The sequence below is a fragment of the Kitasatospora sp. NPDC023118 genome, assembly GCF_055560875.1.
In genome coordinates, this window is record NZ_JBVHHW010000017.1 from 1 (window position 1) to 26,850 (window position 26,850).

The window sequence follows — 26,850 nt, forward strand, 5'->3', positions numbered from 1 at the left end:
GCCCGCCCCCCCCCCCCCCCCCCCCCCCCCCCCCCCCCCCCCCCGCCCCCCCCCCCCCCCCCCCCCCCCCCCCCCGGGCCCCAGAAGCGGTCAACGATGTGACCCGGATCACCACCAACGGGCGATGACTCCCGAACAGCCCCCCGGTCTTCATTGCGAACCCCCGAGCAAGCCGGCTAGCCAGCCCCCAGAGGAGCACCCCCAAATGCGCATCGTGATCAGTGAGTTCATCAGCCTCGACGGCGTCGTCCAGGCCCCCGGCGCCCCGCAGGAGGACACCGACGGCGACTTCGCCCACGGCGGCTGGTCCCACCCGTTCTTCGACCCCGACACCCTCGGCCCGTACATCAACGAGGCGGTGAGCACAGCCGACGCCCTGCTCTTCGGCCGCCGCACCTGGCTGACCATGGCCGCCGCCTGGCCCGGGCGGGCCGGTGACCCGCTCGCCGACCAGATGAACTCGATCAGGAAGTACGTGGTCTCCGACACCCTCGACGAGGCCGACCTCACCTGGGCGAACTCCACCCTCGTCCCCGGCCCCGGGGCCGTCGACTGGGCGCGCCGGCAGCGCGCGGCCGACGGCCGCGACCTGCTGATCATGGGCAGTCCGACCCTCGTCCGCACCCTCCTCGCCGAGGACCTCGTGGACGAGCTGCGGCTGATGGTGATGCCCGTCCTGCTCGGCGGCGGCAAGTCGCTCTTCCCGGCCGACGGCGTGCAGCGCACCCTGGAGCTCGCCTCCACCACGATCGGCAGGACCGGCGTCCACGCGGCCACCTACCGCCGCCCCGCCAACGCCCCCGCCTAGCCCCAACGCCCCCGCACGAGAAGTCGGCCCCGCCGACTTCTCGTGCAGACCCCCGGTCGACGCCGAAGGCCGGCGCCCCAAGGGCACCGGCCTTCTCGGTGAACCAACCCGGCCGACCCGGCCTCAGGCGGCGATCCCGGCCTCCTCCACATTCTGCGCAACCGCGCTCTCCCCCACCTTCCGGTCCCGCATCACCAGCACGGCCACCAGCGCCGCCGCCAGCACCCCGATCGCGCTGACCGTGAAGGTCGTCGACATCGCCCCGGTGAACGCCTCCCGGGCGGTCCGCACCAGCCCGGCGTCCCCGTTCGCCATCGCCAGCGCCCCGGCGATGGAGTGCTTCGCCTGGTCCGGCGTCCCGGTCGGCATCCGGCTCGCGAAGCCGCTCGACAGCAGCGAGCCCAGGATCGCGATGCCGAGCGCCGTACCGGCCTGCTGGATGGTGTCGTTCAGCGCCGAGCCGACGCCCGCCCGCTCCGGCGGGATGGTCCCCATCAGCGCGCCCACCGCCGCCGGCATCGCCAGGCCCGCGCCGAGGCCGAGCAGTCCGAGCGCCGTCGCCGGGACGGCGAAGCCGGTGTCCGCCGAGACGGTGGTCAGCAGCGCGAACGAGGAGGCCATGACGAGCATCCCGGCGAGGATCAGCAGCCGGTTGCCGAGCTTCGCCGCGAGCTTGGCGCCGACCCCGTTGCCGAGCAGCGCGGCGACGGCCAGCGGCAGGAACGCGAGGCCCGCCTTGACCGGCGAGTAGCCGAGCACGAACTGCAGGTACTGGGTGAGCACCAGCAGCAGGCCGCCGTTGCCGATCTGCACCAGGGTCAGCGACAGCGAACCCCCGCTGAAATTACGGGCCTTGAAGAGCGCCAGCGGCACCATCGGCGCGGAGGTGACGTTCTCCCACACCACGAACCCGGCGAGGGCGAGGACCGCGACGACCAGGGTGACCAGCGACTGGCCGGCGAAGGCACCGTGCTGCGGGATCTCGATGATCCACCAGACCAGCGCGGTCATGCCGACGGCGGAGAGCATCGCCCCGAGCGGGTCGGGCTTCTGCCACGGGCCCTTGGACTCCGGCATCAGCAGCAGCCCGGCCAGGATCGCCAGCGCGACGACCGGCACGTTGATGAAGAAGATCGAGTGCCACGAGAAGTGGTTGATCAGCACTCCGCCCAGCACCGGGCTGCCGACCAGTCCGAGCATCGCCACCGAGCCCCATGCGGCCATCGCCTTGTTGCGCTCGTCCCCGTCGAAGACGGTGATGAGGATCGACAGCGTCGAGGGCATGATCAGCGCGCCGCCGACGCCCATCGCGATCCGCGCCGCGATGACCTCGCCGGGGCTGGTACAGAAGGTCGCCGCGAGCGACGCGGCCCCGAAGAGCAGCAGTCCGATGATCATGACCTTGCGGCGGCCGAACCGGTCGCCGAGGCTGCCCGCGGTGAGCAGCAGTCCGGCGAAGACCAGGACGTAGGAGTCGAGGATCCACTGGGTGTCCTGGGCGCCGGCGCCGAGGTCGGCGGTCATCGAGGGCACCGCGACCGTGAGGGCCATGCTGTCGACCACCAGGACGAGCGAGCTCAGGCAGAGCACGATCAGGATCCACCAGCGGTGTGGATTGCGGCTCTCGACGCGGCCCTCGGCCGAGTTGCTGGCTGCCATCGGACACCCTCCCCTTCTGCGCACACCGTTCCCCCGGTGCGCACTGCGTTCCGTCGATGCGAACACTGTACGCACAGCGGAACGATGTGCGCAACACCCGACTCCTGTACGCTCAATGCGAACGGTGTACGCATCGCGCCGCCGACCGGCGGCACGACCAGCACCGAAAGCAGCGCCCGAACACCCACGCGCCCACGCCCCCGGCGAAAGCCAGCGGAAGCAGCACAAGGGCCCAGGAAGAGGAGCCGCCCATGGCCGCCCGAACGAACCCCGTCCCGTCCGTCTGGGCCCGCCCCCAGCGCGAGCCCGAGCAGCCCGCCCTGAGCCGCGCCGCGATCGTCCGCGAGGCGGTCGTAATGCTGGACGCCGAGGGCATCGAGGCCCTGAGCATGCGCAAGCTCGCCACCCGCCTGCACGCGGGCGCGACCTCCCTCTACCGCCACGTGGCGACCAAGGACGAGTTGATGGAGCTCGCGGTGGACGAGGTCTTCGGCGAGATCACCCTCCCGCCCGCCGACAGTCCCGACTGGCGCGCCGCCGCCGTCGAGGCCGCCCAGTCCTTCCGGGCGACCACCCTGCGCCACCCCTGGCTGTCCTCGGTGCTGGGCCAGGCCGGTCTCGTCTACCTCGGCCCCCACCTGATGTCCTTCTCCGAGCGGCTGGCCGCCCTCTTCACCGCGGCCGCGTTCCCCGAGCCGGCCCGGGCGATCGAGACCCTCATCTCCTACGTCGTCGGCATGAGCACCGCCGAGGCGGCCTGGCTCACCGCCGTGGCCCGCTCCGGCGAGAGCGAGGCCGAGTTCGTCGCCCGTCTGATGCCCGCCGCCCAGCAGGCCACCGTCGGGTACGAGCACCTCAACGGCGACTCCACCGCCGCCGCCGAGGACCCGGCCACCCTTCGCGACGCCAAGTTCTGCTACGGCCTGGAGGTCGTCCTGGACGGCCTCGCCCTGCGGCTGCCCCGCTGACCCGGCGGCCCACTGGACCGGGCCGCCCGGTTCCCCGCCCTGGAACCGCCGGGGAACCCGCGGGGCGATCCGCCGAAGAGTCCTCCGAGGAGTCCACCGAGGAATCCGCGGAGGAACCCGCAAGGGACCCCGCGTAGGAGCAGCGCCGCCCTCCCGCCCCGTGAAATACCGGCGGCAGCGGGATGGGGAGCGGGCACAATGGCGTAATGAGTTGGGCCGTCCGGTGTCGGGGGGCCAGGGATTGGAGGCCCCGGGTGAGCGATCTTCCGCGCAAGGCAGTGACCCGCACGGCACGGCTCGCCGCCCTGCCGCTGGGGATAGCCGGACGCGCCACGCTCGGGCTGGGCAGGCGGATCGGCGGCCGCTCCGCCGAGGTGGTCACGGCCGAGCTCCAGCAGGCCACCGCCGACCAGTTGTTCAAGGTGCTCGGCGAACTCAAGGGCGGGGCGATGAAGTTCGGGCAGGTGCTGTCCGTCTTCGAGGCCGCGCTGCCCGAGGAGGTCGCCGGGCCGTACCGGGCCGCGCTCACCAAGCTGCAGGACGCCGCTCCCCCGATGCCCGCCGCCAAGGTGCACACCGCGCTCGCCCAGCGGCTCGGGGACGGCTGGCGCGAGCTGTTCCGGGAGTTCGACGACCGCCCGGCGGCGGCCGCCTCGATCGGCCAGGTGCACCAGGCGGTCTGGCACGACGGCAGACGGGTCGCGGTGAAGGTGCAGTACCCGGGCGCGGGCGACGCGCTGCTCGCCGACCTGTCCCAGCTGGGCCGGGTGGCCTGGCTGCTCGGTCCGCTGATCCCCGGGCTGGACGTCAAACCGCTGATCACCGAGCTGCGCGAGCGGGTCTCGGAGGAGCTGGACTACGAGCTGGAGGCGCAGGCCCAGCGCCGGCACGCGGAGGAGTTCGCGGGGGACCCGGACATTCTGGTGCCGGGTGTGGTGGCGCAGGCCGACCAGGTGCTGATCACCGAGTGGATGGACGGCACCCCACTGGCCGAGGTGATCGCGCACGGCACCCAGGAGGAGCGCGACCGCGCCGGTCAGCTGCTGGCCCGGTTCCTGTTCGCCGGCCCGTCCCGGACCGGTCTGCTGCACGCGGACCCGCACCCGGGCAACTTCCGGCTGCTGAAGGACGACGGCCCGGCGTCGGGCTGGCGGCTGGGCGTGCTGGACTTCGGCACGGTGGACCGGCTGCCGGGCGGGCTGCCCGCGCCGATCGGGGCCTCGCTGCGGATGGCGCTGGCCGGGGACGCGGCGGGCGTGCTGGAGATGCTTCGGGAGGAGGGCTTCGTGAAGCCCTCGATCCGGCTGGACCCGGACGCGGTGCTGGACTACCTGTTGCCGATCATCGAGCCGGCCGCGGTGGACAGCTTCCACTTCACCCGGGCGTGGATGCGCGCCCAGGCGGCCCGGATCGCCGATCCGCGTTCGCCCGCCTACAACCTGGGCAAGCAGCTGAACCTGCCGCCCGCGTACCTGCTGATCCACCGGGTGACGCTGAGCACCATCGGGGTGCTGTGTCAGCTGGGCGCCAAGGCGCCGTTCCGCGCCGAGATGCTTCAGTGGCTGCCCGAGTTCTCGGACGGGCCGTCTGCGGAGCCGGCCGAGCCCGTGCGGCGCGCCAAGCCCGTGCGCAAGGGCTGACCGAGGGCTCCGAACGGCCGCAGGCCGCTCCCCGTGGACGGGGGGCGGCCTGCGGCACGACAGGGGCGGTACTACGGCGGTCGGCGCTTACATCAGCGCGACGGCGAGGGCCTTGCGGGCCCGCAGCGAGGCCCGCTCGGCCCGCTGCCGGAGCCTGCGGGCCCGGATGACCCGGCTGACGAGCCGTTGGTTCTCGGCCTCGTGCAGCCTGTCTTGCATATGGGCACGGGCCAGGGATTCGTGCAGGAGTTGCATCTCGAGGATCCTGTTCTGGGTCTGGAGTTCGGTGGTCTGCTCGGCGCGGACGGTCGGATCGATGGCGGCGGGGGTCATGTGGTGGTCCTGCTCGTGGTGCGTGCTCGGGAATGGGCGGGTGCGGGCCGCTGAGTCGGCCTTGGCTGCGGCGATCCGTACGGACCGGCGGAGGGCGGTGTCCAGCGGGGGCTGCTCTCCCCGGCGGACGGCCCTGGCGTGGTCGGCGGGGTTCACGCCATGACCTCGGTCTTGCGCGGACGGCCACGCGGCCGCTTGCGGGCCACGACGACGCCCTGGACGAAGAGCTCGCCACCCCAGACGCCCCACGGCTCGCGCCGCTCCAGGGCGCCGGCCAGGCAGGCCTCCTTCACCGGGCAGGTGCCGCAGAGGGACTTCGCGTACTCGACGTCGGCGGGCGTCTCGGCGAAGAAGACCTCGGGGTCGAAGGCGCGGCAGGGGATGGGGAGACCGAGTGCCTCGGCCTGCTCGATCGAGCTGATCTGCATGGAAGGAACCTCCGGGGGGTCGGCCTGGTCGGCCTTGGTGATCTGGCTTGTCGGCGGTACGGACGGGATGGGCGGCGTGATGACCGTGGACACTGTGGGCGTCTTCCTCGTCTTCTCAGTGGTTCCGGCCCAGTGGACTGGTGGTGCTGGGCCGGAGGCCCCGGGGGGCCTGGGTGGTCTTGCGTACCGGACAAAACAGAAGGGCCGCGGATCCCGGTGTGACGGGTTCCGCGGCCCTGGAGGTGCCGACCTGAGGCTGACTCAGGCTCGTTCTCTCCAGGGTTCAGGCCCGCGGAAGGCCCGCATCCGGATGGCCTTGGCGCCGATAAAGGCGGCCATGGCCTGCTTGATCTGCTGCTCGTTCTGCTCCTGGGCGTTTCCGGCACCGATGACCTGCGCATAGCCGCCATGCATGGCGGCGGCTACGGCCGCCTTCGGTGCCTGGATCGGTCGCTCATCGCACATGGGACGCGACGCGCCGACCGACGCCCAGTCACGGGACAGACCGGCCTCGACAACGGTGCCTTCGACACTCCTGCCGCCCGTGATGCGCAGATCAGTGTGTCCAAGACCACTGACAACGGAGGCGACGGAGACACCGGTGGTGTCGAGACCCAGACCGGTTCCACCGAGCTCGGCGAGCGCCCGCAGGCGGGCGGCACGCAGGGAGGCAGCGACAACGGTCTGGCCAGTCATTTTGGTGATCATGATGTTTCCCACTGTCTTCGCCTCCTCTCGGCGTCTCGCGGAGCCTGGTTCCCCTGGCTCCGAATGTTCGGATGTCTGTCTCGGTAAAGCTGTGGGGCGAGGGGAATCGGCACAGGTGTCACCCCGTGCGACCGCGTCCCCTTGACCGCTCCGGCAGGCTATTGCGCTCCCGGTATGCCGCGCAAACTATTTTTCACGCGAGTTCCGCGGCGCGTTACACGGCACGATCGACGGCGCGATCCGCGACACGTTCCGCGGCGGCTTCGAAGTCCCCCGAGCAGTCCCCTGGACCGCGCCCGCGCCGGCTCACACCGGATCGACCGGACCGTCGTCCTCGACGCCGTCCGGATCCTCCTCGGGCTCCTCCCCCGCGCACAACGAGAGCACGGCGGCCCCGTACTTGTCCAGCTTCATGGCGCCGACCCCTGAGATCAGGGCCAGTTCCCGGCTGCTGGAGGGCACGTCCTCGGCGATCGCCATGAGCGTCGCGTCGGTGAACACCACGTAGGCCGGGGCGCCCTGCTTCCTGGCCTGCCGGGCCCGCCACTCGCGCAGCCGCTCGTACAGGCCCTCGTCCATGGAGGAGGGGCAGTCCTCGCAGCGGCGCAGCTTGCGTTCGACGGCCTCGGTGAGGGCCTTGCCGCAGACCCGGCAGGTGACCGGGCCGCGGACCCGTCGGGCGGCCGAGCGCTCGCCGGTCTCGACGCTCCCCCTTCCGCCCCGCGAGCCGGTGCGCACGCCGGGGGCGGCGGAGCCGGGGCGCAGTCCGTCGAGGAAGCGGCTGGGCTTGCGGCCGGCGCGGCCGCCCGGGGAGCGGGCGAGGGCCCAGGAGAGGCTGAGGTGTTTGCGGGCGCGGGTGACGCCGACGTAGAGGAGGCGGCGTTCCTCCTCGACCTGTTCGTCGGTCTTGGCGTAGATGATCGGCAGGGTGCCCTCGGTGAGGCCGACGAGGAAGACGGCGTCCCATTCGAGGCCCTTGGCGGCGTGCAGGGAGGCGAGGGTGACGCCTTCGACGGCGGGGGCGTGCTGGGCGGCGGCGCGGGCGTCGAGTTCGGCGACGTAGGCGGCGAGGTCGGTGGTGCGGCCGTCGGCGGTACGGGTGCGCTCGAACTCCTCGGCGAGGCGGACGAGGGCGGCGAGGGATTCCCAGCGGTCGCGGACGGCGCCGGAGCCGGCGGGGGGTTCGGGGGTGAAGCCGCGGGTAGCGAGGACGGCGCGGACCTGGCCGGCGAGGTCGGGGGCGTCGGCGGTGAGCGGGTCGGCGGCGGCGCGGGCGGCCCCGCGCAGCAGGACGCCGGCGTCGCGGACCTCGGGGCGTTCGAAGAACCGTTCGGCGCCCTTGAGCTGGTAGGGGACGCCGAGGTCGGCGAGGGCCTGTTCGTAGACCTCGGACTGGCCGTTGGTGCGGAACAGGACGGCGATCTCGCTGGCGCGCACGCCGGTGGCGAGGAGGTCCTTGATGCGGCGGGCGGTGGTCTCGGCCTCGGTGGGTTCGTCCTCGTACTCGGTGTAGACCGGCTCGGGGCCGGCTTCGCGCTGGGAGACGAGTTCAAGGCGGTGGCGGGCGGCTTCGCCGCGGGCGAGGGCGAGGAGTCCGTTGGCGAGGTGGACGACCTGGGGGGTGGAGCGGTAGTCGCGGACGAGTTTGACGACGGTGGCCTCGGGGTGGCGGCTGCGGAAGTTGAGGAGGTAGTCGGGGGTGGCGCCGGTGAAGGAGTAGATGGTCTGGCTGGCGTCGCCGACGACGCAGAGGCTGGCGCCGCCGCCGGGGCCGGTCCACTGGTCGAGCAGGCGCTGCTGGAGCGGGGAGACGTCCTGGTACTCGTCGACGGTGAAGTGCCGGTACTGGGTGCGGACCTGGTCGGCGATGTCGGGGCGGTCCTCCAGGATGGCGGCGGTGAGGAGCAGGACGTCCTCGAAGTCGATGGTGCCGCGGCGGCTCTTGGTCTCCTCGTAGACGCGGTAGACCTGGGCGGTCTCGGCGGGGTCGCGGGGGGCTTCGCGGCCGGACTTGGCGACGGCGGCGGGGTAGTCCTCGGGGCCGGTCTGGGTGACCTTGGCCCATTCGATCTCTGCGGTGAGGTCGCGCAGTTCGGTGCGCTGGACGCGCAGTCCGCAGCGGCCGGCGGCTTCGGCGACGAGCTGGACCTTGCGTTCGAGGAGCTGGGGTACGGGGCCGCCGACGGCGCGGGGCCAGAAGTACTGGAGCTGGCGCAGGGCGGCGGCGTGGAAGGTGCGGGCCTGGACGCCGTCGGCGCCGAGCTGGCGCAGGCGGCCGCGCATCTCGCCGGCGGCGCGGGCGGTGAAGGTGACGGCGAGGACCTGCGCGGGCTGGTAGACGCCGCTGCGCACGCCGTAGGCGATGCGGTGGGTGATGGCGCGGGTCTTGCCGGTGCCGGCGCCGGCGAGCACGCAGACCGGGCCCTGCAGGGCGGTGGCGACGGCGCGCTGTTCGGGGTCGAGCCCGGCGAGCACGGCGTCGGGGCCCGTGGCGGCGCCGGGGTCGGCCCAGAGGGAGCCGTGGGGGCCGTCGTAGGGGCTGCCGCTCAAGAGGTCTTCCTGCATGCGTTCCATCCTCTCAGTCCGGTGCGACAACGGGGTCGGGGTTGTCCACAGGCCCGGTGTGATCGCAGGATGATCGCTCCGCATGCCGATCGATGGCATGGCGGAATGCCCGCCGCCCGGCGGACGTTTGGTCCTGGGACCGCGTGAACCTCTCTTTCGAAGGAGCCCCCTCGATGTCCGGCACTGTGACGATGTACAGCACGACCTGGTGTGGGTACTGCAACCGCCTCAAGAGCCAGCTGGACCGTGAAGGCATCGGCTACACCGAGATCAACATCGAGGAGGACCCGGCGTCGGCGGCCTTCGTGGAGTCGGTGAACAACGGCAACCAGACGGTGCCGACGGTTCTGGTGCAGCCGGCCGGCGGCGGCGAGCGGGTCGTGATGACCAACCCGAGCCTGCTGCAGGTCAAGAAGGCCCTGGCGGCCTGATCCGCCCGGTCCCGGCCGGGTCGGCGCGCGTCACGGCGCGTCGGCCCGGGCGGGGTCGACGGGGGCGGCGGGGGCGGGCAGGGTGGTGCGCGCGCCGAGGTCGCCGATGCCGTAGACGAGCCGGCTGCGGTCGGCGGAGTAGCGGGTCTCGATGACCCGTACGGGCCCGCGCCGGTCGTAGGTGACGCGGGTCTGCACCATGAGCGGGACGCCGGGGCCGCCCTGGAACCACTGGGCCTCCTCGGGGCCGGGCATCCGGGCGACGAGGTGGTCGACGGCGCCGACCTCGGTGCGGCCGAGGGCGGCGAGGACGGCTTCGTCGCCGCCGTCGACGGGGTCGGGTTCCATCAGCGGGGTGCCGGCGGCGAGTCCGGCCCGGTAGTGGCTCTCCTCGATGGAGTAGGGCTCGCGGTCGAGCAGCCGCAGTTGGCGGCGGACCACGATGGCCTCGCCGGGGCGCAGTCCGAGGCGTTCGGCGATGTCGACGCGGGCCCGGACGATCATCATCTCGAAGTCGGTGCTGAGTTCGCGCCCGGCGTCGGCGGCTTCGCCGAGGTAGACGTCGGAGGGCGCGCCCAGGCAGTCGCGGGGCGCGGGGGCCAGGGTGGGGCCGTAGGCGTGGTGGTCGAGGACGGGGTGTTCGCGCAGGTAGGTGCCCTTGCCCTGGAGGCGGACGAGTCGGCCTTCGTTGACGAGGACGTCGACGGCGAGGCGGACGGTGTTGCGGGCGACGCCGTACTGGCGTTCCAGTTCGCTCTCGACCGGCAGGGCGGCGTCGGCGGTGAACTCGCCCTCGGCGATCCGGCGGCGCAGGTCGGCGGCGAGGCGCTGGTATTTGGGGGATTGGGCGGTGCCCCGGGGGATTGTCACCCGAGTGAATGTAGCGAGCGCGGTGACGCGGTTTCAGCCGTTTCCGGCAATGTCGTCCGCGCGGGTTGACGGTGGGGGTAAGGGAGCTTCCCGCGGTAGCAGAACGGGCCCGTCCGGCCACGAACAGTGGGTCGTGGAGGGTTCGGGAAGGGCTGGAAAAGAAAAAGAGGGGCGCGCGGCATAAGCCGCACGCCCCCTTTTGCGCAGAAGCGCACCGGGAATTCGTACAGGATTACCAGCGCGCGGTCGCCGGCAGCGGCTCCCCGTACCAGAGTTCGACCAGGTGACGGGCGATCGAGATGCCGGAGGGCGGCAGGATCTCGCCCGCGGCCATCCCGGCCCGCAGCTCCTCGCGGGAGAACCAGCGCGCCTCGGCGAGTTCCTCGCCGTCCACGGTGATCTCGGTGCCGCCGGGCAGCGCCTTGCCCGCGAAGCCGAGCATCAGGCTGGACGGGAACGGCCAGGGCTGGCTGGCGACGTAGCGGACCTCGCCGACCCGCACCCCCGCCTCCTCCTGCACCTCGCGGGCCACCGCCTGCTCGATCGACTCCCCCGGCTCGACGAAGCCGGCCAGCGTGGACCAGCGGCCCTCCGGCCACAGCGCCTGGCGGCCGAGCAGGCAGCGGTCCTGCTCGTCGGTGATCACCATGATCACCGCCGGGTCGGTGCGCGGGTAGTGCTCGGCCGCGCAGGAGGTGCAGCGCCGCACGTGCCCGGCGCCGGCCTTCTCGGTCGGGTGCCCGCAGCGCGAGCAGAAGCTGTGCAGCCGGTGCCAGTGCTCCAGCGCGACGGCGTGCACCAGCAGCCCGGCGTCCCGGTCGGACAGCAGCGCGCCGACCTCGCGCAGCCCGGCCGGGCGGGCGTCGCCGTCCAGCCGGCCGGGCAGGCTCTCGCCGGCCAGCGCGAAGTAGGAGACGCCGTCCTCGTCGGTGCCGAGGAAGTACCGGTCCCCGGTCTGCGGCGCCTCGAAGGAGGGCAGCAGCACGAGTTCGGTGCCCTGCGCGGTGTCGACGACGAAGGCCTCGCCGCCGGCGATCGGCAGCACCCGGGTGGCGGGGTGGCTCCACGCGGCCGCCAGCCAGGGCTCGTCGAACCGGTGCTCGGCCGCCCGGTCCACCCCCGACCTGGCCAGGGCCAGGGCCAGTGGGCGCTCGGTCTCAGGCACGGTGCTCACGTCGTTCCATCCCCACGTGGTGAATCATCCGGATGAGTGATCTGACTGCCATGTGCACGGACCCGTGCACCGAACGAACTCATGCGCCCGCCTCGCTTCGCTCGGCAGGGGCATTCGCCCACGCGCACCCCTCAATGGTGAGCCCGCTCCGCTCGCTCACGTGCCGGGCCGGAAGTTCTCGGCCAGGTCGCCCCACAGGTACGCGGCGGTCTCCACGCCCTTGGCCAGCAGGTCCAGCTCGACCTTCTCGTTGACCGAGTGCCAGCCGTCCGAGGGCACCGAGATGCCGAGGAACAGCACCGGGGCGCCCAGCACGTCCTGCAGGTCGGCGGCGGGACCGGAGCCGCCCTCGCGGGTGAACAGGATCCGCTGCCCGAAGGCCCGGCCCATCGCGCGCACGGTGGACTGCAGCGCCGGGTGGTCCAGCGGGGTCAGGCACGGCCGGGTCGCGCCCGGGAAGACCAGCTCGTACCGGATGCCCTCGGGCACCCGCTCGGCGACCCAGGCCCGCACCGCCTCGCGGACCTTCTCCACCTCCATCCCGGCCACCAGCCGGAAGGACAGCTTCAGGTGCGCCGAGCTCGGCACGATGGTCTTGCCGCCGGGGCCGGTGTAGCCGCCCCAGATGCCGTTGACCTCGGCGGTCGGGCGGGCCCACAGCCGCTCCAGGGTGGAGTACCCGGCCTCGCCGCGGGTGCCGTACGACTTGGCGACGCGCAGCCACTGCGCCTCGTCGAAGGGCAGTTCGGCGAACAGCTCGCGCTCGCGGTCGGTCAGCTCCACGACCCCGTCGTAGAAGCCCGGGATCGCGACCTTGCGGTCGGCGTCGTGCAGGGCGGCGGCCAACTCGGCCGCGACCTGCGCCGGGTTGGGGACGGCGCCGCCGAAGGAGCCGGAGTGGATGTCGGTGTCCGGCCCGTACAGGTCGATCTGGGCGTCGGCCAAGCCCCGCATGCCGGTGCAGACGGTCGGCGTGGTCTCGGACCACATGCCGGTGTCGGAGATGACCACCACGTCGGCGGCCAGCCGCCCGGCCTCGCGCCGGACCAGGTCGGCGAAGTGCGGCGAGCCGGACTCCTCCTCGCCCTCGATCAGCAGCTTGAGGTTGACGGCGGGCGCGGTGCGGCCGGTGGTGGCCAGGTGGGCGCGCACCCCCAGGGTGTGGAAGAACACCTGGCCCTTGTCGTCGGCGGCGCCGCGCGCGTACAGCCGCCCGCCGACCACGGTCGGGGTGAACGGCTCGGTGTCCCAGCCGTCCTCCTGAGCGGCGGGCTGCACGTCGTGGTGCCCGTAGACCAGCACGGTCGGCGCGGCCGGGTCCCCGGAGGGCCACTCGGCGAACACCGCCGGCAGGCCGTCGGTCTCCCACACCTCGGCGACCGGGAAACCGGTCTCGCGCAGCTTGGCGGCCAGCCACTCGGCGGAGCGGCGCACGTCGCCGGCCCGGTCCGGGTCGGCGGAGACCGAGGGGATGGCCAGCCACTCGGACAGGTCCGCGAGGAACGCGGCCTGGTGCTGGTCGATGAAGGAGCGGACGGCGCTGTCCGGGGTTCTCGTCATACCGACGACTGTAGTTCGCCCGTGCGGGTGCCCGCCCCGGCCGTCCGGTTGCTGCCTCCCGTCGGGGCTGTAACCTCCGTCACCCCCGCCGCCGGGAAGGGCGGACGGGGGTGACCGGAAGGACTCCCGGAGCTCAGCCCGAGCGGCGCAGCAGCGAGATCCGCGAGCGGGTGAGCAGCGCGGCCAGGCCCGCCGCGAGCAGCGGCAGCACCACGACGGTGGCGGCGATGGTGGGCCAGGGGAAGACCACGATCGATCGGTTGGCGAGTTCCGCGGCGCTCATGCCGGGGTAGTCGGCCAGGCCCTGCACCTTGCGCAGGGCCACGGCCGGTACGACGCCGCAGAGGGTGCCGAGCAAGGTGCCCATGGCGGCGATCACCCCGCACTGGAAGCCGGACAGCGAGCGCCTGATCCGGGGTTCGGCGCCGATTGCGGCGAGGGTGGTCAGGTCGCGTTGGGAGTCGGCGGCGGCCAGTCCGGTGGCGATGCCGGCCGCGCCGAGGGCGACCAGGGCGGCGAAGCCGGACAGGCCGAGGCCGATGAGTCCGGCCTTGGACTGGTAGCCGCGCTCGACGTTCAGGACGCTGTGGTCGGTGAGCTTGGCGAGCGCGCCGTCGGCCTTCTGCTGGGCGCCGTCGGAGGGCGCGGCCTCGGGCAGCCAGACCGAGCCGGCCTCCTCGCTGGTGAAACCGAGCCGGGTGGCGGTGTCCGGGCTGATCACGGCCTGGCCGTGGGCCGGCAGCGCGGCGGGGGCGAGGACGGCGTCGACGGCGACCTCGGTGTGCCTGGGCTTGTGGTTCGCGCCGGTGGTCTCGGCGGTCATCGGCTCGGTGTATTCGAGGGCGAGTTTGCCGTCCTTGATGTAGCGAGGGTCGAAGACCACGGCCTTGCCGGCGGCAAGGGCCCGGCCGGCGGCCGGGTCGGTGACGCCGTACAGGTTGCGCAGCAGGGTGGCGTCGCCGGCCGTGAGGTTGCCGTAGTGGCTGCCACCGCGGTCGCTGACCTGGCAGCGCGGGTCGGTGTTCATGAACCGCTGCACCTCGCCCGGCCCGGGCTCGGTGTCGCGGTCGAAGACCGGGCAGCGCTGTTCCTTGGGCGGCAGGACCTCGATGTAGCCGCAGGGGCCCTCGGTGCAGTCGCCCTTGTAGTTGACCCGGGAGACGTCGGCGCGCGGGCCGAGGCCGGGGATGCTGCGTTCCACGGTGTCGCGCATCTGCGGCAGCAGCTTGCCGTCGCTGCCGCTGATCCAGCCGCCGAGCATGACGGCGCCGGGGGCGCCGGCGGCGACGTAGTCGCGGCGGCCCTGCTCGTCGTAGCTGGCGAGGTAGACGCTGACGGCGACGGAGCCGGCGACGGCGGCCATCACGGCGGCGACGGCGGGGGCGGTGCGGCCGCGGTGGCGGACGGAGTCGCGCAGGGCGAGCCGGGGGCCGAGCGGGAGCCAGCGGCCGAGCCGGCCGAACAGGCCGACCAGGTAGGGGGTGAGAAGGACCATGCCGAGTTCGGCGAGGGCCGAGCCGCCGATGACGGCGAGGCTGCGGCTGGTGATGCCGCTGGCGGCGCCGAACAGGGCGAGCGCGGCGCCGCCGGCGAGCATCAGCAGGCCGAGCAGGGCGAGTTTGCGGTTCGGGGGCTTGAGCGAGTCGCGGCCGGTGAGGGCGGAGACGACGTCCTGGCGGGAGGCCTGGACGGCGGGGACGACGGCGGCGAGCAGGCCGGTGACCAGGCCGACCGTGAGCACGCCGAGCAGGTCGAGCGGCTGCAGGTTGAAGTGGCCGAAGCGGGCGCCGGAGTACTCCTCGGCCTGGGTGCGCAGCAGGGCGACCAGGCCGATGCCGAGGCCGAGGCCGGCGGCGGCGCCGGTGAGGCCGAGGACGATGCCGCCGCCGAGGACGACCGAGCGGACGTCGGCGCGTTCACCGCCTGCGGCCGCGAGCAGGCCGAGCTGCCGCCGGGAGCGCCGGGCCCCGACGGCGAAGGCGGGGCCCGCGAGGAGGACGATCTCCAGCAGGGCCATGCCGACGACGGTGCCGAGGATGACGACGGAGGTGCGGTCGAGGAGGGCGGTGCCGCCGCCGCGGTTGAGCCGGTCCATCTCGACGTAGTACGGCACGTCGGAGCGGGCGGGCGGGTCGAGGAGGACGGCGCGGGAGGTGACGGTGAAGCCGTAGCCGTTGAGTTCGGTGACCTTGGCCCAGTCGAGGGCGGTTCCGGCGGGGAGCTTGACGAGCCAGCGGTCGGGGGCGTCGTCGGCGTGGTCCTTGCCGGCTTCGCGGGCGGCGAGTTTTCCGATCAGGGTGCCGGGCCGGGTGATGAGTTCGGTGTCTTTCAGTTCGCCGGGGTATTCGACGACGGCGGTGATGGTGAAGGGGGTGGACTCCAGGCCGCGGACGGCGGTGCGGTCGCCGAGCCTGAGGCCGGAGCGCTTGAGGAACTCGCGGGTGACGGCGGCTTGTTGGTCGTTGGCGGGGGCGCTGCCCTCGACCAGGTCGACCCGGCCGTGCCAGACCGGGTCGGTCAGGTCGGCTTCGCTGGTGCGGGTGCTGAGCAGGCCCTCGGAGCTGCTGGTGGCGGTGTAGGGGCCTTGGCGTTCGGGCACCAGGGTGGCGCCGGGCGGGAGCAGCTGCTGTGCCAGCTGGGCGGGTTCGGTGTCGAGGGCGCGCTGCTGGGCGGGGGTGTACTGCGGGGTGGCGCCGTCCTTGGCGGTGTACTTGGGGTTGTCGACCATGAGGCCCTGGTCGGGGTCGGGGGCCTGTTTGACGGAGGATCCGCGGTTGTCCATAGCCAGTTCGCCTCCGGCCTGGCCCATGATCCGCACGACCTTTTCGGCGGGTTCGAGGGTGGCGCTGCGGTAGAACACGTCGGCGCCGGTGACGCCGAGGACGGGCAGGGCGACCATGGCGATGACGAGGGCGCTGCGGCCCTTGGCGCGCAGGGCGTCGCGGCGGGCGATGCGCAGGGCGACCCGCCAGGCGCTGAGCTTCACTCGTCCACCTGCTTGCTGTTGGTGGCGGCGCTGACGAGCAGGCTGGCGGCGTCCTGGCTGACGGATTCGTCGACCATGCGGCCGTCGCGCAGGAAGACCACGCGGTCGGCCCAGGCGGCGTGGCGGGCTTCGTGGGTGACCATCATGGCGGCGGCGCCGGCGTCGCAGCGGGCGCGCAGGACGGCGAGGACGGCTTCGCCGGTGGTGGAGTCGAGGGCGCCGGTGGGTTCGTCGGCGAGGACGAGGCGGCGGTCTCCGATCAGGGCGCGGGCGATGGCGACGCGCTGCTGCTGGCCGCCGGACATGTCGTCGGGGAAGCGGTCGGCGAGTTCGGGGATGCCGAGTTCCTCCAGGGCGGCGAGGGCTTCGCGGCGGGCGGCGCGGGCGGAGCGGCCGTCGAGTTCGCGCGGCAGGGCGATGTTCTCGGCGGCGGTGAGGGCCGGGATCAGGTTGTAGTCCTGGAAGACGTAGCCGACGGAGCGGCGGCGGACCTGGGCGAGTTTCTTGCGGGTGAGGGCGCCGAGGGCGACGCCTTCGACGAGGACCTGGCCGCCGGTCGGGGTGTCGAGGCCGCCGGCGAGGGTGAGCAGGGTGGATTTGCCGGAGCCGGAGGGGCCCATGACGGCGACGAACTCGCCGGGGTGGACCTTGAGGTCGACGCCGCGCAGGGCCTGGACTTCGGCGGCGCCCTGGCCGTGGACGCGGGTGACGTTCTCCAGGTGCAGCACCGGTTCCTGCCGGGGCTGTCGGGTGTGGGACATGCTTCCCCCCTTGTTCTGGGACATGGTTCCCCCGTTGTGCTGGGTGCGGGTCCGGCGCCGGGGCGCCGGCCGGTGGACTGGGCTCAGGCGCGGGTGCGGCGGCCGAGCCGGGTGGGCTTCTCGGGTGTGGTCCCGGCGTCGCGGGCGGTTTCGGCGGCGCGGGCCCGGTGGAGTTCGGCCTGCTGGGCGAGTCGGGTCTCGCAGTGGTCGAGCCAGCGGATCTCGGCTTCGGTCTGGAAGATCAGCTGGTCGAGGACGAGCAGCCAGGCGAGTTCGTTGCTCTCGGTGGGCACGGTGCCGGGTCCGGCCTCGCCGGCGAGGGCGCGCCCCTTGAGCCGGGTGTAGTCCTGCAGTGCCTTGATGCTGTGCCGGCGCTGGCCCTGGACGACGGCGGAGACGTCCACTCCGGGGACGGTGACGGCCATGGCGAGTTTGATGGCGAGTTCGTCGCGCGGGGGGTTGGTCCGGGGCACCGGGGTGTCGAACCAGGCCCGCAGTTCGGCGCGGCCGGCGTCGGTGGCGGCGTAGAACTGGTGGCCCTCCTCGTCCTCGCCGGCGGGTTCGACCAGGCCGTCGCGCTCCAGTCGGGAGAGCGTGGTGTAGACCTGCCCGACGTTGAGCGGCCAGGTGGCGCCGGTTCGGGCCTCGAACTCGGTGCGCAGTTGGTAGCCGTAGCGGGGGCCCTGGTCGAGCAGGGCGAGCAAACCGTGGCGGATGGACATACTCGGTATGTATACCCGGTATGCCCTGATGCCTCAAGCCGCGCCCCCTCGGGTACCGTCGTGCGGTGTGAGCCAGTTGCGCATCGCCACCTTCAACCTGTTGCACGGTCAGCCGCTCGCCCCGGACGGCGCGCCGCGGCCCTACCCGGCCGACGCGGGCGCCCCGTTGGCGGAGGCGGTGGCCGCGCTGGACGTCGACGTGCTGGCCCTGCAGGAAGTGGACCGGCACCAGGCCCGCTCGGGCGGCACCGACCAGGCGGCGGTGGCGGCCGCGGCCATGGACGCCGGCGACTGGCGCTTCGCCGCCGCGCTGCACGGGCGCCCGGCGCCGGTGGCGGGCTGGGTCCCGGAGCCGTCCGGGCCGAACGGGCTGCGGGTGTACGGGCCGGGCGAGGTGGGCGACGGCGCCCCGCCCTCGTACGGGACGGCGCTGCTGACCCGGCTGCCGGTGCGGCACTGGCGGGCCCGGCGGTTCGCCCCGGCGCCGTTCGGGCTGCCGCTGCGGGTGGCCGGGCGGCGCGGGCTGACCCCGGTGCCGGACGAGCCGCGGGCGGCGCTGGCGGCGGTGTTGGAGGGCGGGCGCGGGCCGTTCACGGTGGTGGCGGCGCACCTGTCCTTCGTCCCGGGCTGGAACATGGCGCAGCTGGCGGGCATCCGGCGCTGGATCGCCGACCTGCCGCAGCCGTACCTGGTGCTGGGGGACTTCAACCTGATCGGCGCGGTGCCGCGCACGGTGCTGGGCGGGGCGACGGCGCTGGGGCGCACCGCGCCCCGGGTGCGGGTGCGCGAGCTGCGGGCGGCGCGGCGGGTGCGGCCGGCGCTGGCGGAGCCGCGCCGGCGGCGGGTGCGGGAGCCGCGGGCGCGGCTGCAGGGCTGGTACGACCTGGCACGCACGCCGACCTATCCCTCGCACCGGCCGGCGGTGCAGTTCGACCACGTGCTGGCGGTCGGGGTGCCGCGCGCGGCGGTGGGCCCGGCGGCGGCGCCGCGCGCGGTGGTGTCGGACCACCGGCCGCTGGTGGTCCGGGTGTCGCTGTGAGCCGTCGTTGAGCTAGTGGGTCGTCAGGATGGCGTTCTGCTGCGGCAGCTGGTAGGCCGGGGCCGGCTGGGGGTCGTACTGCAGGAGCAGCATGGCCGCGTCGTCGCCGAGTTGGCGGCCGACGTGGCGCACCACGTCCTCGTGCAGGCGCTGCAGGACGTCGGCGGGGCGGCCGTCGGCGCAGCGCGGGAGGCGTTCGGCGAGCGGGTAGAAGGCGCCGGAGCGGTCGCGGGCCTCGATCACCCCGTCGGTGAACAGCAGGACCCGGTCGCCGCCCTGAAGCGGTACCCGGTGCACCGGGGGGTGGACGTCGGCCGGGGCGAGGACGCCCAGCGGCGGTACGGTGTCGGCGAGTTCGAGCGGGCGGACGGTGTCGCCGCGCAGCAGCAGCGGCGCGGGGTGTCCGCAGTTGACGAGTTCGGCGGTGCCGTCGGAGCCGACGCCGATCAGCACCAGGGTGACGAACTCCTCCTCGACGCCGGGGTGGTCGTTCTCGTGCAGGGCGCGGTCGAGGCTGACGGCCAGCCAGCCGGCCACCCGGTCGAGGGCGGGTTCCTGGTGGGCGGCCTCGCGGAAGGCGCCGAGGACGGCTGCGGCGGTCTCGACCGCGCCGAGGCCCTTGCCGCGGACGTCGCCGACCACGGCCCGGACGCCGTGGCGGGTGTTGACGACCTCGTACAGGTCGCCGCCGATGCGGGCGTGTGCGGCGGCGGCCTCGTAGTGGACGGCGGCGCGCATGCTGCCGACCCTCTCGGGGACGGGCCGCAGCAGGACCCGGCGGGCGATCGAGGCGACCAGCTGAGCGTCGGCGAGGGCGCGTTCCTGGCGCAGTCTCAGAGTGGCACTGACCCAGCCGATCGTGGCGACCAGCAGGATCGCGATGACGCTGGCGGCGTGCACGGACTCGCCGAGCGCGTCGCTGCGGAAGGCCATCAGGAAGGCCGCCGCCTCGGTGTACAGGCCGATGACGAGCGGGTACCAGGTGCGACGGCTGACCACGGCGGCCAGCGCGGGAACGGCGGTGAGGGCGGGCTCGACCGTCACCTCGGTGCCGCTGAGGTAGTCGAGGACGACGATCAGCGCCATGCCGATGAGGGGCAGCGCGAGCGCCGTCCTCGGCCAGGTGCCGGTCGCGCCCGGGGCGGGTCCCGGGGTCGGCCCGGTGAACCGCTCTCTGATCCATCCGGTCGCGCTCAACTTCGGTCTCTCCAGCAGAAGGCGCCGATGCCCGGGGGCACCTGCGATGATGACTGAGGGTTAGGGAACGCGGGCCTCGCTGGCGGCCGGAGCACGGGGGTTGACCGGTTACCGACCCCACAATAGGCGCGAAACGTACGCGACGCACAGGTTTCGGACGTCGACGTGATGACTTGGATGCTCTGCGTGACTCATTAGTCACTGTTCCCGATCAGGAGCCGTTCCAACTCTTTTCGGTCCGGAAGTCCTTCCGGACGGACGATCCGCCCGCTGCGGACGTACAGGAACGAAGCCGTGACCTGCTCGGGATCCACGCCCGCCTGCTCGGCCCAGGCCAGCCGGTAGACCGCGAGCTGCAGCGGGTCGGCGGTCTCCTCGCGATGGGTCTTCCAGTCCACCACTTCGTAGCGTGACGCACCACCTGATTCTGACAGTACGTCACCGTCCCGGTAGACCGCGTCGATCCGGCCGCGCACCACCCGCCCCGCCAGCACCAGCTGGAACGGCGCCTCCACCCGGTGGGGCCTGCGCTGGGCGTACGGGGTGCGCAGGAACGCCTCCTTGAGCCGCTCCAGGTCCTGCTCGTCCTCGATGCCGTCGTCGTCGGCGCCGGGCAGCGCGCCGGGCTCGATCAGCAGCAGCGGCTCGATCCGGGACTGCACCCAGGCGTGGAAGCGGGTGCCGCGCCGGGCGGCGGGCTGCGGGGGGCGCGGCATCGGGCGGGCCAGGTCGCGCGCGAAGCCGTCCGGGTCGGCGGCCAGGCGCAGCAGCTGGGTGGCGGACAGCGCGGCGGGCAGCGGCACCTCCCGGGCGGTGCGCCGGGAGCGCTCCAACTCGCCCAGCAGCGCGGTCAGGTCCCGGTCCCAGGAAGCCACCTGGCGCTGGTCCTCGGCGGACATGGGCTCGGGTCCGCCCTGAGCCGAGCCAGTCACAGTGGCGGGCCCCCCGGCGATCCGCCCGCGCACCACCGCGGCGACCCGGCGGCGGGCGTGCTGCGCGGCCGGGTCCAGCGGCAGCGGCCAGGGGCGTTCGACGGCGGCGGCCAGCGCCGGGTTCTCGGCGCCCTTGTCCGGCTGCTCGGCCCAGTGCTCGACCTCGCCGGCGCCCGGCCGCTCGCAGTGCTCGCGCAGCCGCTCCAGGAAGGCGGACGGGCCGCGGACGGTCTTCTGGCTGGGCCCCCACCAGTGGCCGGAGGCCAGCAGCAGCGCGCGGGGGCGGGTGAACGCGACGTAGCCCAGGCGCAGTTCCTCGGTGCCGGAGTGTTCGGCCAGCTCCTTCTTGAACGCGGCCATCGACTTGCCGTTCCAGCCGCCGCGCACGTCGGGCAGGGTGGCGGCGTCGCCGCGCAGGGCGTGCGGGAGCACGCGCTTGCTGCTGGTCCAGCGTTCGCGCGGGGTGCCGGACGGGAACGCCCCCTTGACCAGGCCGGGGACGGCCACCACGTCCCACTCCAGGCCCTTGGACTTGTGGGCGGTGAGCACCTTCACGGTGTCCTCGCCGCCGGGCAGGCTGCTGTCCAGGCCCCGCTCGTACTCCTGGGCGGCGCGCAGGAATCCGAGGAAGGCGGCCAGGCCCGGGTCACCGTCCAGGTCGGCGAAGGAGGCGGCGACGTCCAGGAAGGCGTGCAGGGTCTCCCGCCGCCGGGCGGCCAGCGCCTGCGGGGAGGCGGCGAGTTCGACCTCCAGGCCGGTGACGGCCAGCACCCGGTGCAGCACGTCCATCAACGGGTCGGCGAGCGAGCGGCGCAGCTCGCGCAGTTCGGCGGCGAGCCGGGCGAAGCGGACCCTCGCCTCGGCGGAGAACGGCAGGTCGTCCGGCTGGTCGCCCCCCTCACCGGGTGAGGCGGTGAGGAAGCTCTCCACCGCGTCGGCCAGCGAGACCACCTCGGTGGGGTCGGCCTCGGCGACGGCCGCGGCCAGCGCCGCCACACCCTCGGGCCGCTCGGTGCGCACCAGGTCGGCGGCGCGGCGGCCGAGCAGGGCGAGGTCGCGCGGGCCGATCCGCCAGCGCGGGCCGATCAACAGGCGCACCAGGGCGGCGTTGGCGGTCGGGTCCTGCAGCACCTCGCAGACCGCCACCAGGTCGGCCACCTCGGGCAGTTGCAGCAACCCGCCGAGGCCCACCACCTCGACCGGCACCTCGCGGGCGACCAGGGCGGCGTGGATGTCGGGGAAGGCCGCGCCGCCGCGGCACAGCACGGCGATCCGGCCGGGGGCGGTGCCGGTGCGCACCAGGTGGGCGATCGAGTCGGCGAGCCAGTCGACCTCCTCGGCGTGGGTGGGCAGCAGCGCGGCCCGCACGTAGCCGTCCTGTTCGGCGCCGGGGGCCGGGCGCAGCGCCTCGACGCCCTCGTGCATGGCGCGCAGCGGGGCGGCGAGTTCGTTGGCGAAGGCGAGCAGGCGCCCGCCGCTGCGGCGGTTCTCGCTGAGCGCGTAGCGGTCGGCGGGGCGGCCGTCGGCCTTCGGGAAGTGCCTCGGGAAGTCGTCCAGGTTGGCGACGGAGGCGCCGCGCCAGCCGTAGATGGCCTGGCAGGGGTCGCCGACGGCGGTCACCGGGTGGCCGCCGCCCCGCTGGTCGGGGCCGGCGCCGAACAGGCCGGCGAGCATGAGCCGCTGGGCGACCGAGGTGTCCTGGTACTCGTCGAGCAGGACGACCTTGAACTGGCCACGGAGCAGTTCGCCGACCTCGGGGCGCTGCTGGGCGAGGCGGGCGGCGGCGGCTATCTGGTCGCCGAAGTCCATCAGTCCGGCGGTCTGCTTGCGGCGGCGGTAGTCCTCGACCAGGCGCAGCAGTTCCAGTCGGGCGCGGGCGGTGGCGGGGACGGCGCGCAGGTCGTCGTTGCTGAGCTTGACGGTGGCGAGGGTGTCGAGCAGCTCCTCGTCGTGGGCGCGCAGGGCGGCGGGCTCGACCAGGTGTTCGGCGAGTTCGCCGTCCAGGGCGGTGAGGTCGGCGACGAGGTTGGCGAAGGTGCCGGTGAGGGCGGGGAAGGGGCCGCGGGCGGTGCGCAGCACCTTGGCGGCGAGCTGGAAGCGGGTGGCGTCGGCGAGCAGCCGCACGTCCGGTTCGATGCCGATCCGCAGGCCGTGCTCCTTGAGGAGGCGGCCGGCGAAGGCGTGGTAGGTGGAGATCTCCGGGTCGCCGAGGGGGTCGGTGTCGGCCCGGTCGGCGACCCCGGCCCGGAGCAGGTTGGCACGGACGCGTTCGGAGAGTTCGCCGGCGGCCTTGTTGGTGAAGGTGAGACCGAGGACCTCCTCGGGCCGTACGGCGCCGGAGCCGACCAGCCAGACGACCCGGGCGGCCATCACGGTGGTCTTGCCGGAGCCTGCGCCGGCCACGATCACGGCCGGTGCCAGGGGGGCGCCGATGGCCGCCATCTGCTCCCGGTTGAACGGGATGCCCAGTAGCTCCTTGAGCTGGTCGGGATGGCTGAGCACGGCGGTCACCCCGCAACCGTAACCGGAGCGGCGGACAACCTGGGATCGGGCTGCGCCCCGAGCCGAAGGGGCGCGCCGGTGTCGAAAGGGAGAAGCGACCAGCGAGGAACGAGCGCCGGAGCGCCGACCGTCGACACCGGACCCAGAGCGCCCCGGAGGCGAGCGGGCGCCTCAGAGCAGCTGTGCCCCGTCGCGCTGGGCGGAGCAGCTGCGGCGGAAGGTGCAGCGGTCGCAGCCGCCGCCGGTCTGCGGGACGAAGCGCTCGGCGAGGACCTTGCCGGCGGCCTCGGCGAGCAGGTTCTCGATCCACGGGTCGGCCTCGGGCGGCTCCTGGCGTTGCACCTTGGGGGCGTCCGGGGCGGCCTTGGCGGCGGGTTCGCGCAGGTGGACGAGTTCGGCGCCGCCGGTGGCCGGGGGGCGGGCGGTGAAGCCGGGCAGCTCGTCGAGGGCGCCGGCGCGCACGGCGAGCTGGTAGACGGCGAGCTGCTTGTGCTCGGGCAGCGACTTGTCGGTGGGTATCTGCTTGCCGGTCTTGAAGTCGACCACGTAGGCGCGCCCGGCCCGGTCCTTCTCGACCCGGTCCATGGAGCCGCGGATTCGCACCGAGACGCCGCCGACGTCGAGGGTGACGTCGAAGCCGTGCTCGGTGGCGACGACGTCGCGGCCGCGTTCCAGGACGTGCCAGTTGAGGAAGCGCTCCAGGGCGGCGCGGGCCTCGCCCTTCTCCTGCTGGGACTTCCAGGGGGCGTCGAAGGCGAGCGCGTCCCAGACGGTGTCCAGGCGTTCCATGAGGACGGCGAGGTCGGCGGGGGTGCGGCCGGAGCCGACCTCGTCGGCGAGGGCGTGCACCACGTTGCCGAAGCCCTGGGCGGCGGAGCCGGCGCCCCGGGCCTTGACCTCCTTGTCCAGGAACCACTGCAACGAGCAGTTCTCCAGCTGTTCCAGGCCGCTGCCGGACAGCCGTACGGGCAGGTCGGCGCTGCGCAGCGGTTCGGGGGCGGCGGTGGCGTCCTCCAGGCCCCACCAGCGGTCGGGGTGGGCGGCGGGCACCAGCGGCAGGCCCTCCTCGTCGGTGGCGGCGGCGAGGGTGGCGAGGCGTTCGGCGGCGGCGCGGCGCAGTTCGGGCGAGCGGGCGGGGTCGACGGTGACGGCGCGCAGTTCGGCGACCAGGGCGGCGACCGACAGCGGGCGGCGCGGGCGGTGGGTGACGTCCTCGACGGTGACCGGCGGGGTGCGGCGCAGCACCTTGCCGGTGCGCGGGTCGACGTCCTCGCGGTAGAGCTCGCGCAGGAAGCGGGAGGGCTCGTCGCCGTCGTCGGCGGGCGCCTTGACGGCGGTGACGATCAGCCGTTCCTTGGCGCGGGTGGCGGCGACGTAGAAGAGACGGCGTTCCTCGCCGAGCAGGGCGGCCGGGGAGAGCGGTTCGGCGAGGCCGTCGCGGCCGATCCGGTCGGCCTCCAGCAGGGAGCCGCGGCGGCGCAGGTCGGGCCAGAGGCCGTCCTGGACGCCGGCGACGACGACCAGGCGCCATTCCAGGCCCTTGGAGCGGTGGGCGGTCATCAGCCGGACCGCATCGGGGCGCACGGCGCGGACGGTGAGGGTGTCGGCGGCGATGTCCTGGGCTTCGAGTTCGGCGAGCAGGTCGAGGGCGCTGCGGTGGCCGGTGACCTGTTCCTCGGCGCGGGCGGCGGTCTCGAACAGGGCGCACAGCGCGTCCAGGTCGCGGTCGGCGTTGCGGCCGGCGGCGCCGCCGCGCAGGGCGGCGCGTTCCAGGCGTTCGCGCCAGCGGCGGCTGCCGTCCCACAGCTCCCACAGGGCTTCCTCGGCGGTGCAGCCGCCGGCGAGGCGTTCGCGGACCTTGCGCAGCAGGGTGCCGAGGTCGCGGGCGCGGCGGGCGGTCGCCGGGTCGAGGGCGATCAGGCGCTCGGGTTCGGCGAGGGCCTCGCGGATCAGTTCGCCGGCCGGGCGCGGGGCGGCGGCGGGGCGGCCTTCGGCGCGCAGGGCGGCGCGTTCCTCCTCGCGCAGGGCGCGGCCCAGGCGCCGCAGGTCGGAGCCGTCGAGGCCGCCGAGCGGGCCGGTGAGCAGGGCGTGGGCCAGGTCGACGGTGAGGGGGTCGGGGGTATCCGGGCCAGCGGGGTCCGGGGCGGGGGTGTCCTGTTCCGCGGAGTCCGGGTCGCCGTGCCGGTCGCGGGCGGCGGACCGGATCGCCTGTTGGGCGCAGACCCGCAGGGCGAGCAGCAGCTGGGCGACGGCGGGCTCCTCGCGCAGCGGCAGGTCGTCGCCGTCGATCTCCAGCGGGACGCCGGCCGCGCCGAGCGCCCGCCGCACGCCGGGGATGGAGCGGGCGCCGGCCCGGACGAGCACGGCCATCTCTCCCCAGGGCACGCCGTCCTCCAGGTGGGCGCGGCGCAGCAGGTCGGCGATCGAGTCGAGTTCGGCGCCGGGGGTCGGGTAGGTGTAGACCTCGACCCGGCCGCCCTCGCGGGAGGGCAGCAGGGCGCGGTGCTGGGCGAGTTTGTCGGCGGGGAGCCGGCCCATCGGCATCCGGCGGGCGAGCTCGCGGGAGGCGGCGAGCAGGACGGCGCCGGAGCGGCGGGAGACGCGCAGCACCTTGACCTCGGCGGGGCTGCCGTCGGCCTGTCGGAAGGTCTGCGGGAAATCGAGGATGCCGTTGATGTCGGCGCCGCGGAAGGCGTAGATCGACTGGTCGGGGTCGCCGACGGCGACGAGGTCGCGTCCGCCGACGGCGAGTTGGCGCAGCAGCCGGACCTGGGAGGGGTCGGTGTCCTGGTACTCGTCGACGAAGACGACCTCGTAGCGCTGCCGGAGCTCCTCGCCGACCTCAGGGCGTTCGGCGAGCAGGACGGCGCGGTGGACGAGTTCGGCGTAGTCGAGGACGCCGCGCAGGTCGAGGACGTCGAGGTAGTCGGCGAGGAAGTGCGCGGCGGCGGCCCAGTCGGGGCGCTGGACGCCCTGGGCGAAGCGTTCGAGTTCGGCCTCGCCGAGGCCGAGTTCGCGGCTGCGGGCGAGGACGGCGCGGACCTCGTCGGCGAAGCCGCGGGTGGTCAGGCAGGCCCGCAGGTCCAGCGGCCACTGGATGCGGGTACTGCCGAGCTTGGCGTCCTCGGCGCCGCCGGCGAGCAGTTCGCGGACCATGACGTCCTGCTCGGGGCCGGAGAGCAGCCGCAGCGGTTCGGCGTAGTCCTGCGGGTCCTGGTGGGCGCGCAGCAGGGCGTAGCAGAAGGAGTGGAAGGTGGTGGCCTGCGGGGCGGCGGCGGTGCCGAGGCGGCCGGACATCCGGTCGCGCAGTTCCATCGCGGCCTTGCGGCTGAAGGTGAGGACGAGGATCTTCTCGGGGTCGGTGCCGTCCTGGACGCGCCGGGCGACCGCCTCGACCAGGGTGGTGGTCTTGCCGGTGCCCGGTCCGGCGAGGACGAGCAGCGGGCCGCCGGTGTGCTCGACCACGGCGCGCTGGTAGGCGTCCAGCACGGGCGGGTCGGGCTGGACGAGCGGGCTGCGCACGAGCCGGTACGGCGAACTCATGCGCCCACCTCGCTGCGCTCGGCA

The 26,850-nt window shown here is 73.9% G+C and carries 19 protein-coding genes; 5 read left to right on the top strand and 14 right to left on the bottom strand.

Annotated features, from left to right (window positions below):
* The first annotated feature begins 205 nt into the window (after nucleotides 1-205).
* Complete coding sequence (locus ACZ3UD_RS22415) at nucleotides 206-808, top strand: dihydrofolate reductase family protein (RefSeq protein WP_465590335.1); 603 nt, start codon at nucleotides 206-208, stop codon at nucleotides 806-808.
* 123 nt (nucleotides 809-931) lie between these two features.
* Here ACZ3UD_RS22415 and ACZ3UD_RS22420 read toward each other — a convergent pair whose 3' ends face one another.
* Complete coding sequence (locus ACZ3UD_RS22420; RefSeq protein ID WP_465590338.1) at nucleotides 932-2,467, bottom strand: MFS transporter; 1,536 nt, start codon at nucleotides 2,465-2,467, stop codon at nucleotides 932-934.
* Between the two features lie 251 nt (nucleotides 2,468-2,718).
* Between ACZ3UD_RS22420 and ACZ3UD_RS22425 the strand changes: the two genes are divergently transcribed.
* Nucleotides 2,719-3,435, top strand: coding sequence for a TetR/AcrR family transcriptional regulator (locus tag ACZ3UD_RS22425; RefSeq protein ID WP_465590341.1), 717 nt, complete (start codon nucleotides 2,719-2,721; stop codon nucleotides 3,433-3,435).
* Nucleotides 3,436-3,689: 254 nt separating this feature from the next.
* Nucleotides 3,690-5,075, top strand: coding sequence for an ABC1 kinase family protein (locus ACZ3UD_RS22430; RefSeq protein WP_465590344.1), 1,386 nt, complete (start codon nucleotides 3,690-3,692; stop codon nucleotides 5,073-5,075).
* 87 nt (nucleotides 5,076-5,162) lie between these two features.
* On the opposite strand, the gene ACZ3UD_RS22435 is transcribed toward ACZ3UD_RS22430, so the two are convergent.
* The 4 genes from ACZ3UD_RS22435 to ACZ3UD_RS22450 form a co-directional block, all read right to left on the bottom strand.
* Nucleotides 5,163-5,408: a hypothetical protein gene (locus ACZ3UD_RS22435; protein ID WP_465590773.1), complete on the bottom strand. Its 246-nt coding sequence runs from the start codon at nucleotides 5,406-5,408 to the stop codon at nucleotides 5,163-5,165.
* Between the two features lie 152 nt (nucleotides 5,409-5,560).
* Nucleotides 5,561-5,929, bottom strand: coding sequence for a WhiB family transcriptional regulator (locus ACZ3UD_RS22440; RefSeq protein WP_380615870.1), 369 nt, complete (start codon nucleotides 5,927-5,929; stop codon nucleotides 5,561-5,563).
* Nucleotides 5,930-6,097: 168 nt separating this feature from the next.
* On the bottom strand, nucleotides 6,098-6,556 hold the full coding sequence (locus ACZ3UD_RS22445) for a hypothetical protein (protein WP_465590347.1): 459 nt from the start codon (nucleotides 6,554-6,556) through the stop codon (nucleotides 6,098-6,100).
* Nucleotides 6,557-6,850: 294 nt separating this feature from the next.
* Nucleotides 6,851-9,118: an ATP-dependent DNA helicase UvrD2 gene (locus tag ACZ3UD_RS22450; protein WP_465590350.1), complete on the bottom strand. Its 2,268-nt coding sequence runs from the start codon at nucleotides 9,116-9,118 to the stop codon at nucleotides 6,851-6,853.
* Nucleotides 9,119-9,282: 164 nt separating this feature from the next.
* Here ACZ3UD_RS22450 and ACZ3UD_RS22455 point away from each other — a divergent pair, with 164 nt between their 5' ends.
* Complete coding sequence (locus tag ACZ3UD_RS22455; protein WP_465590353.1) at nucleotides 9,283-9,540, top strand: mycoredoxin; 258 nt, start codon at nucleotides 9,283-9,285, stop codon at nucleotides 9,538-9,540.
* Between the two features lie 30 nt (nucleotides 9,541-9,570).
* Here the strand turns inward: ACZ3UD_RS22455 and ACZ3UD_RS22460 are convergent, their stop codons facing one another.
* The 6 genes from ACZ3UD_RS22460 to ACZ3UD_RS22485 form a co-directional block, all read right to left on the bottom strand.
* Complete coding sequence (locus ACZ3UD_RS22460) at nucleotides 9,571-10,410, bottom strand: GntR family transcriptional regulator (protein WP_465590356.1); 840 nt, start codon at nucleotides 10,408-10,410, stop codon at nucleotides 9,571-9,573.
* Between the two features lie 232 nt (nucleotides 10,411-10,642).
* Nucleotides 10,643-11,584, bottom strand: a complete 942-nt coding sequence (gene nudC, locus ACZ3UD_RS22465; RefSeq protein ID WP_387628221.1) for an NAD(+) diphosphatase — start codon at nucleotides 11,582-11,584, stop codon at nucleotides 10,643-10,645.
* Nucleotides 11,585-11,740: 156 nt separating this feature from the next.
* Nucleotides 11,741-13,144 (bottom strand): dipeptidase, encoded by a 1,404-nt coding sequence (locus ACZ3UD_RS22470; RefSeq protein ID WP_465590359.1) that lies wholly within the window; start codon nucleotides 13,142-13,144, stop codon nucleotides 11,741-11,743.
* Between the two features lie 133 nt (nucleotides 13,145-13,277).
* Nucleotides 13,278-16,130, bottom strand: coding sequence for an ABC transporter permease (locus ACZ3UD_RS22475; RefSeq protein WP_465590362.1), 2,853 nt, complete (start codon nucleotides 16,128-16,130; stop codon nucleotides 13,278-13,280).
* Entirely contained in the window at nucleotides 16,127-16,891 is a 765-nt protein-coding gene (locus ACZ3UD_RS22480; RefSeq protein WP_465590364.1) for an ABC transporter ATP-binding protein, read from the bottom strand. Before ACZ3UD_RS22480 ends, ACZ3UD_RS22475 begins: the two co-directional genes overlap by 4 nt.
* Before the next feature lie 83 nt (nucleotides 16,892-16,974).
* Complete coding sequence (locus ACZ3UD_RS22485; RefSeq protein WP_465590367.1) at nucleotides 16,975-17,613, bottom strand: PadR family transcriptional regulator; 639 nt, start codon at nucleotides 17,611-17,613, stop codon at nucleotides 16,975-16,977.
* A 67-nt stretch (nucleotides 17,614-17,680) separates the two neighbouring features.
* Here ACZ3UD_RS22485 and ACZ3UD_RS22490 point away from each other — a divergent pair, with 67 nt between their 5' ends.
* Nucleotides 17,681-18,652: an endonuclease/exonuclease/phosphatase family protein gene (locus ACZ3UD_RS22490; RefSeq protein ID WP_465590369.1), complete on the top strand. Its 972-nt coding sequence runs from the start codon at nucleotides 17,681-17,683 to the stop codon at nucleotides 18,650-18,652.
* 12 nt (nucleotides 18,653-18,664) lie between these two features.
* Here the strand turns inward: ACZ3UD_RS22490 and ACZ3UD_RS22495 are convergent, their stop codons facing one another.
* The 3 genes from ACZ3UD_RS22495 to ACZ3UD_RS22505 form a co-directional block, all read right to left on the bottom strand.
* The gene (locus ACZ3UD_RS22495; protein WP_465590372.1) at nucleotides 18,665-19,849 is read right to left on the bottom strand and encodes a PP2C family protein-serine/threonine phosphatase; all 1,185 of its coding nucleotides are present in this window, start codon (nucleotides 19,847-19,849) and stop codon (nucleotides 18,665-18,667) included.
* Nucleotides 19,850-20,043: 194 nt separating this feature from the next.
* Nucleotides 20,044-23,292 (bottom strand): UvrD-helicase domain-containing protein, encoded by a 3,249-nt coding sequence (locus ACZ3UD_RS22500; RefSeq protein WP_465590375.1) that lies wholly within the window; start codon nucleotides 23,290-23,292, stop codon nucleotides 20,044-20,046.
* Between the two features lie 162 nt (nucleotides 23,293-23,454).
* Entirely contained in the window at nucleotides 23,455-26,826 is a 3,372-nt protein-coding gene (locus tag ACZ3UD_RS22505; RefSeq protein WP_465590378.1) for an ATP-dependent helicase, read from the bottom strand.
* Nucleotides 26,827-26,850: the final 24 nt, after the last annotated feature.

Bases quoted from the DNA above. Each gene is read 5' to 3' on its own strand.
- ACZ3UD_RS22415 (WP_465590335.1), top strand. From the start codon at position 206: ATGCGCATCGTGATCAGTGAGTTCATCAGCCTCGACGGCGTCGTCCAG.
- ACZ3UD_RS22420 (WP_465590338.1), bottom strand. From the start codon at position 2,467: ATGGCAGCCAGCAACTCGGCCGAGGGCCGCGTCGAGAGCCGCAATCCA.
- ACZ3UD_RS22425 (WP_465590341.1), top strand. From the start codon at position 2,719: ATGGCCGCCCGAACGAACCCCGTCCCGTCCGTCTGGGCCCGCCCCCAG.
- ACZ3UD_RS22435 (WP_465590773.1), bottom strand. From the start codon at position 5,408: ATGACCCCCGCCGCCATCGATCCGACCGTCCGCGCCGAGCAGACCACC.
- ACZ3UD_RS22450 (WP_465590350.1), bottom strand. From the start codon at position 9,118: ATGGAACGCATGCAGGAAGACCTCTTGAGCGGCAGCCCCTACGACGGC.
- ACZ3UD_RS22455 (WP_465590353.1), top strand. From the start codon at position 9,283: ATGTCCGGCACTGTGACGATGTACAGCACGACCTGGTGTGGGTACTGC.
- ACZ3UD_RS22470 (WP_465590359.1), bottom strand. From the start codon at position 13,144: ATGACGAGAACCCCGGACAGCGCCGTCCGCTCCTTCATCGACCAGCAC.
- ACZ3UD_RS22480 (WP_465590364.1), bottom strand. From the start codon at position 16,891: ATGTCCCACACCCGACAGCCCCGGCAGGAACCGGTGCTGCACCTGGAG.
- ACZ3UD_RS22485 (WP_465590367.1), bottom strand. From the start codon at position 17,613: ATGTCCATCCGCCACGGTTTGCTCGCCCTGCTCGACCAGGGCCCCCGC.
- ACZ3UD_RS22505 (WP_465590378.1), bottom strand. From the start codon at position 26,826: ATGAGTTCGCCGTACCGGCTCGTGCGCAGCCCGCTCGTCCAGCCCGAC.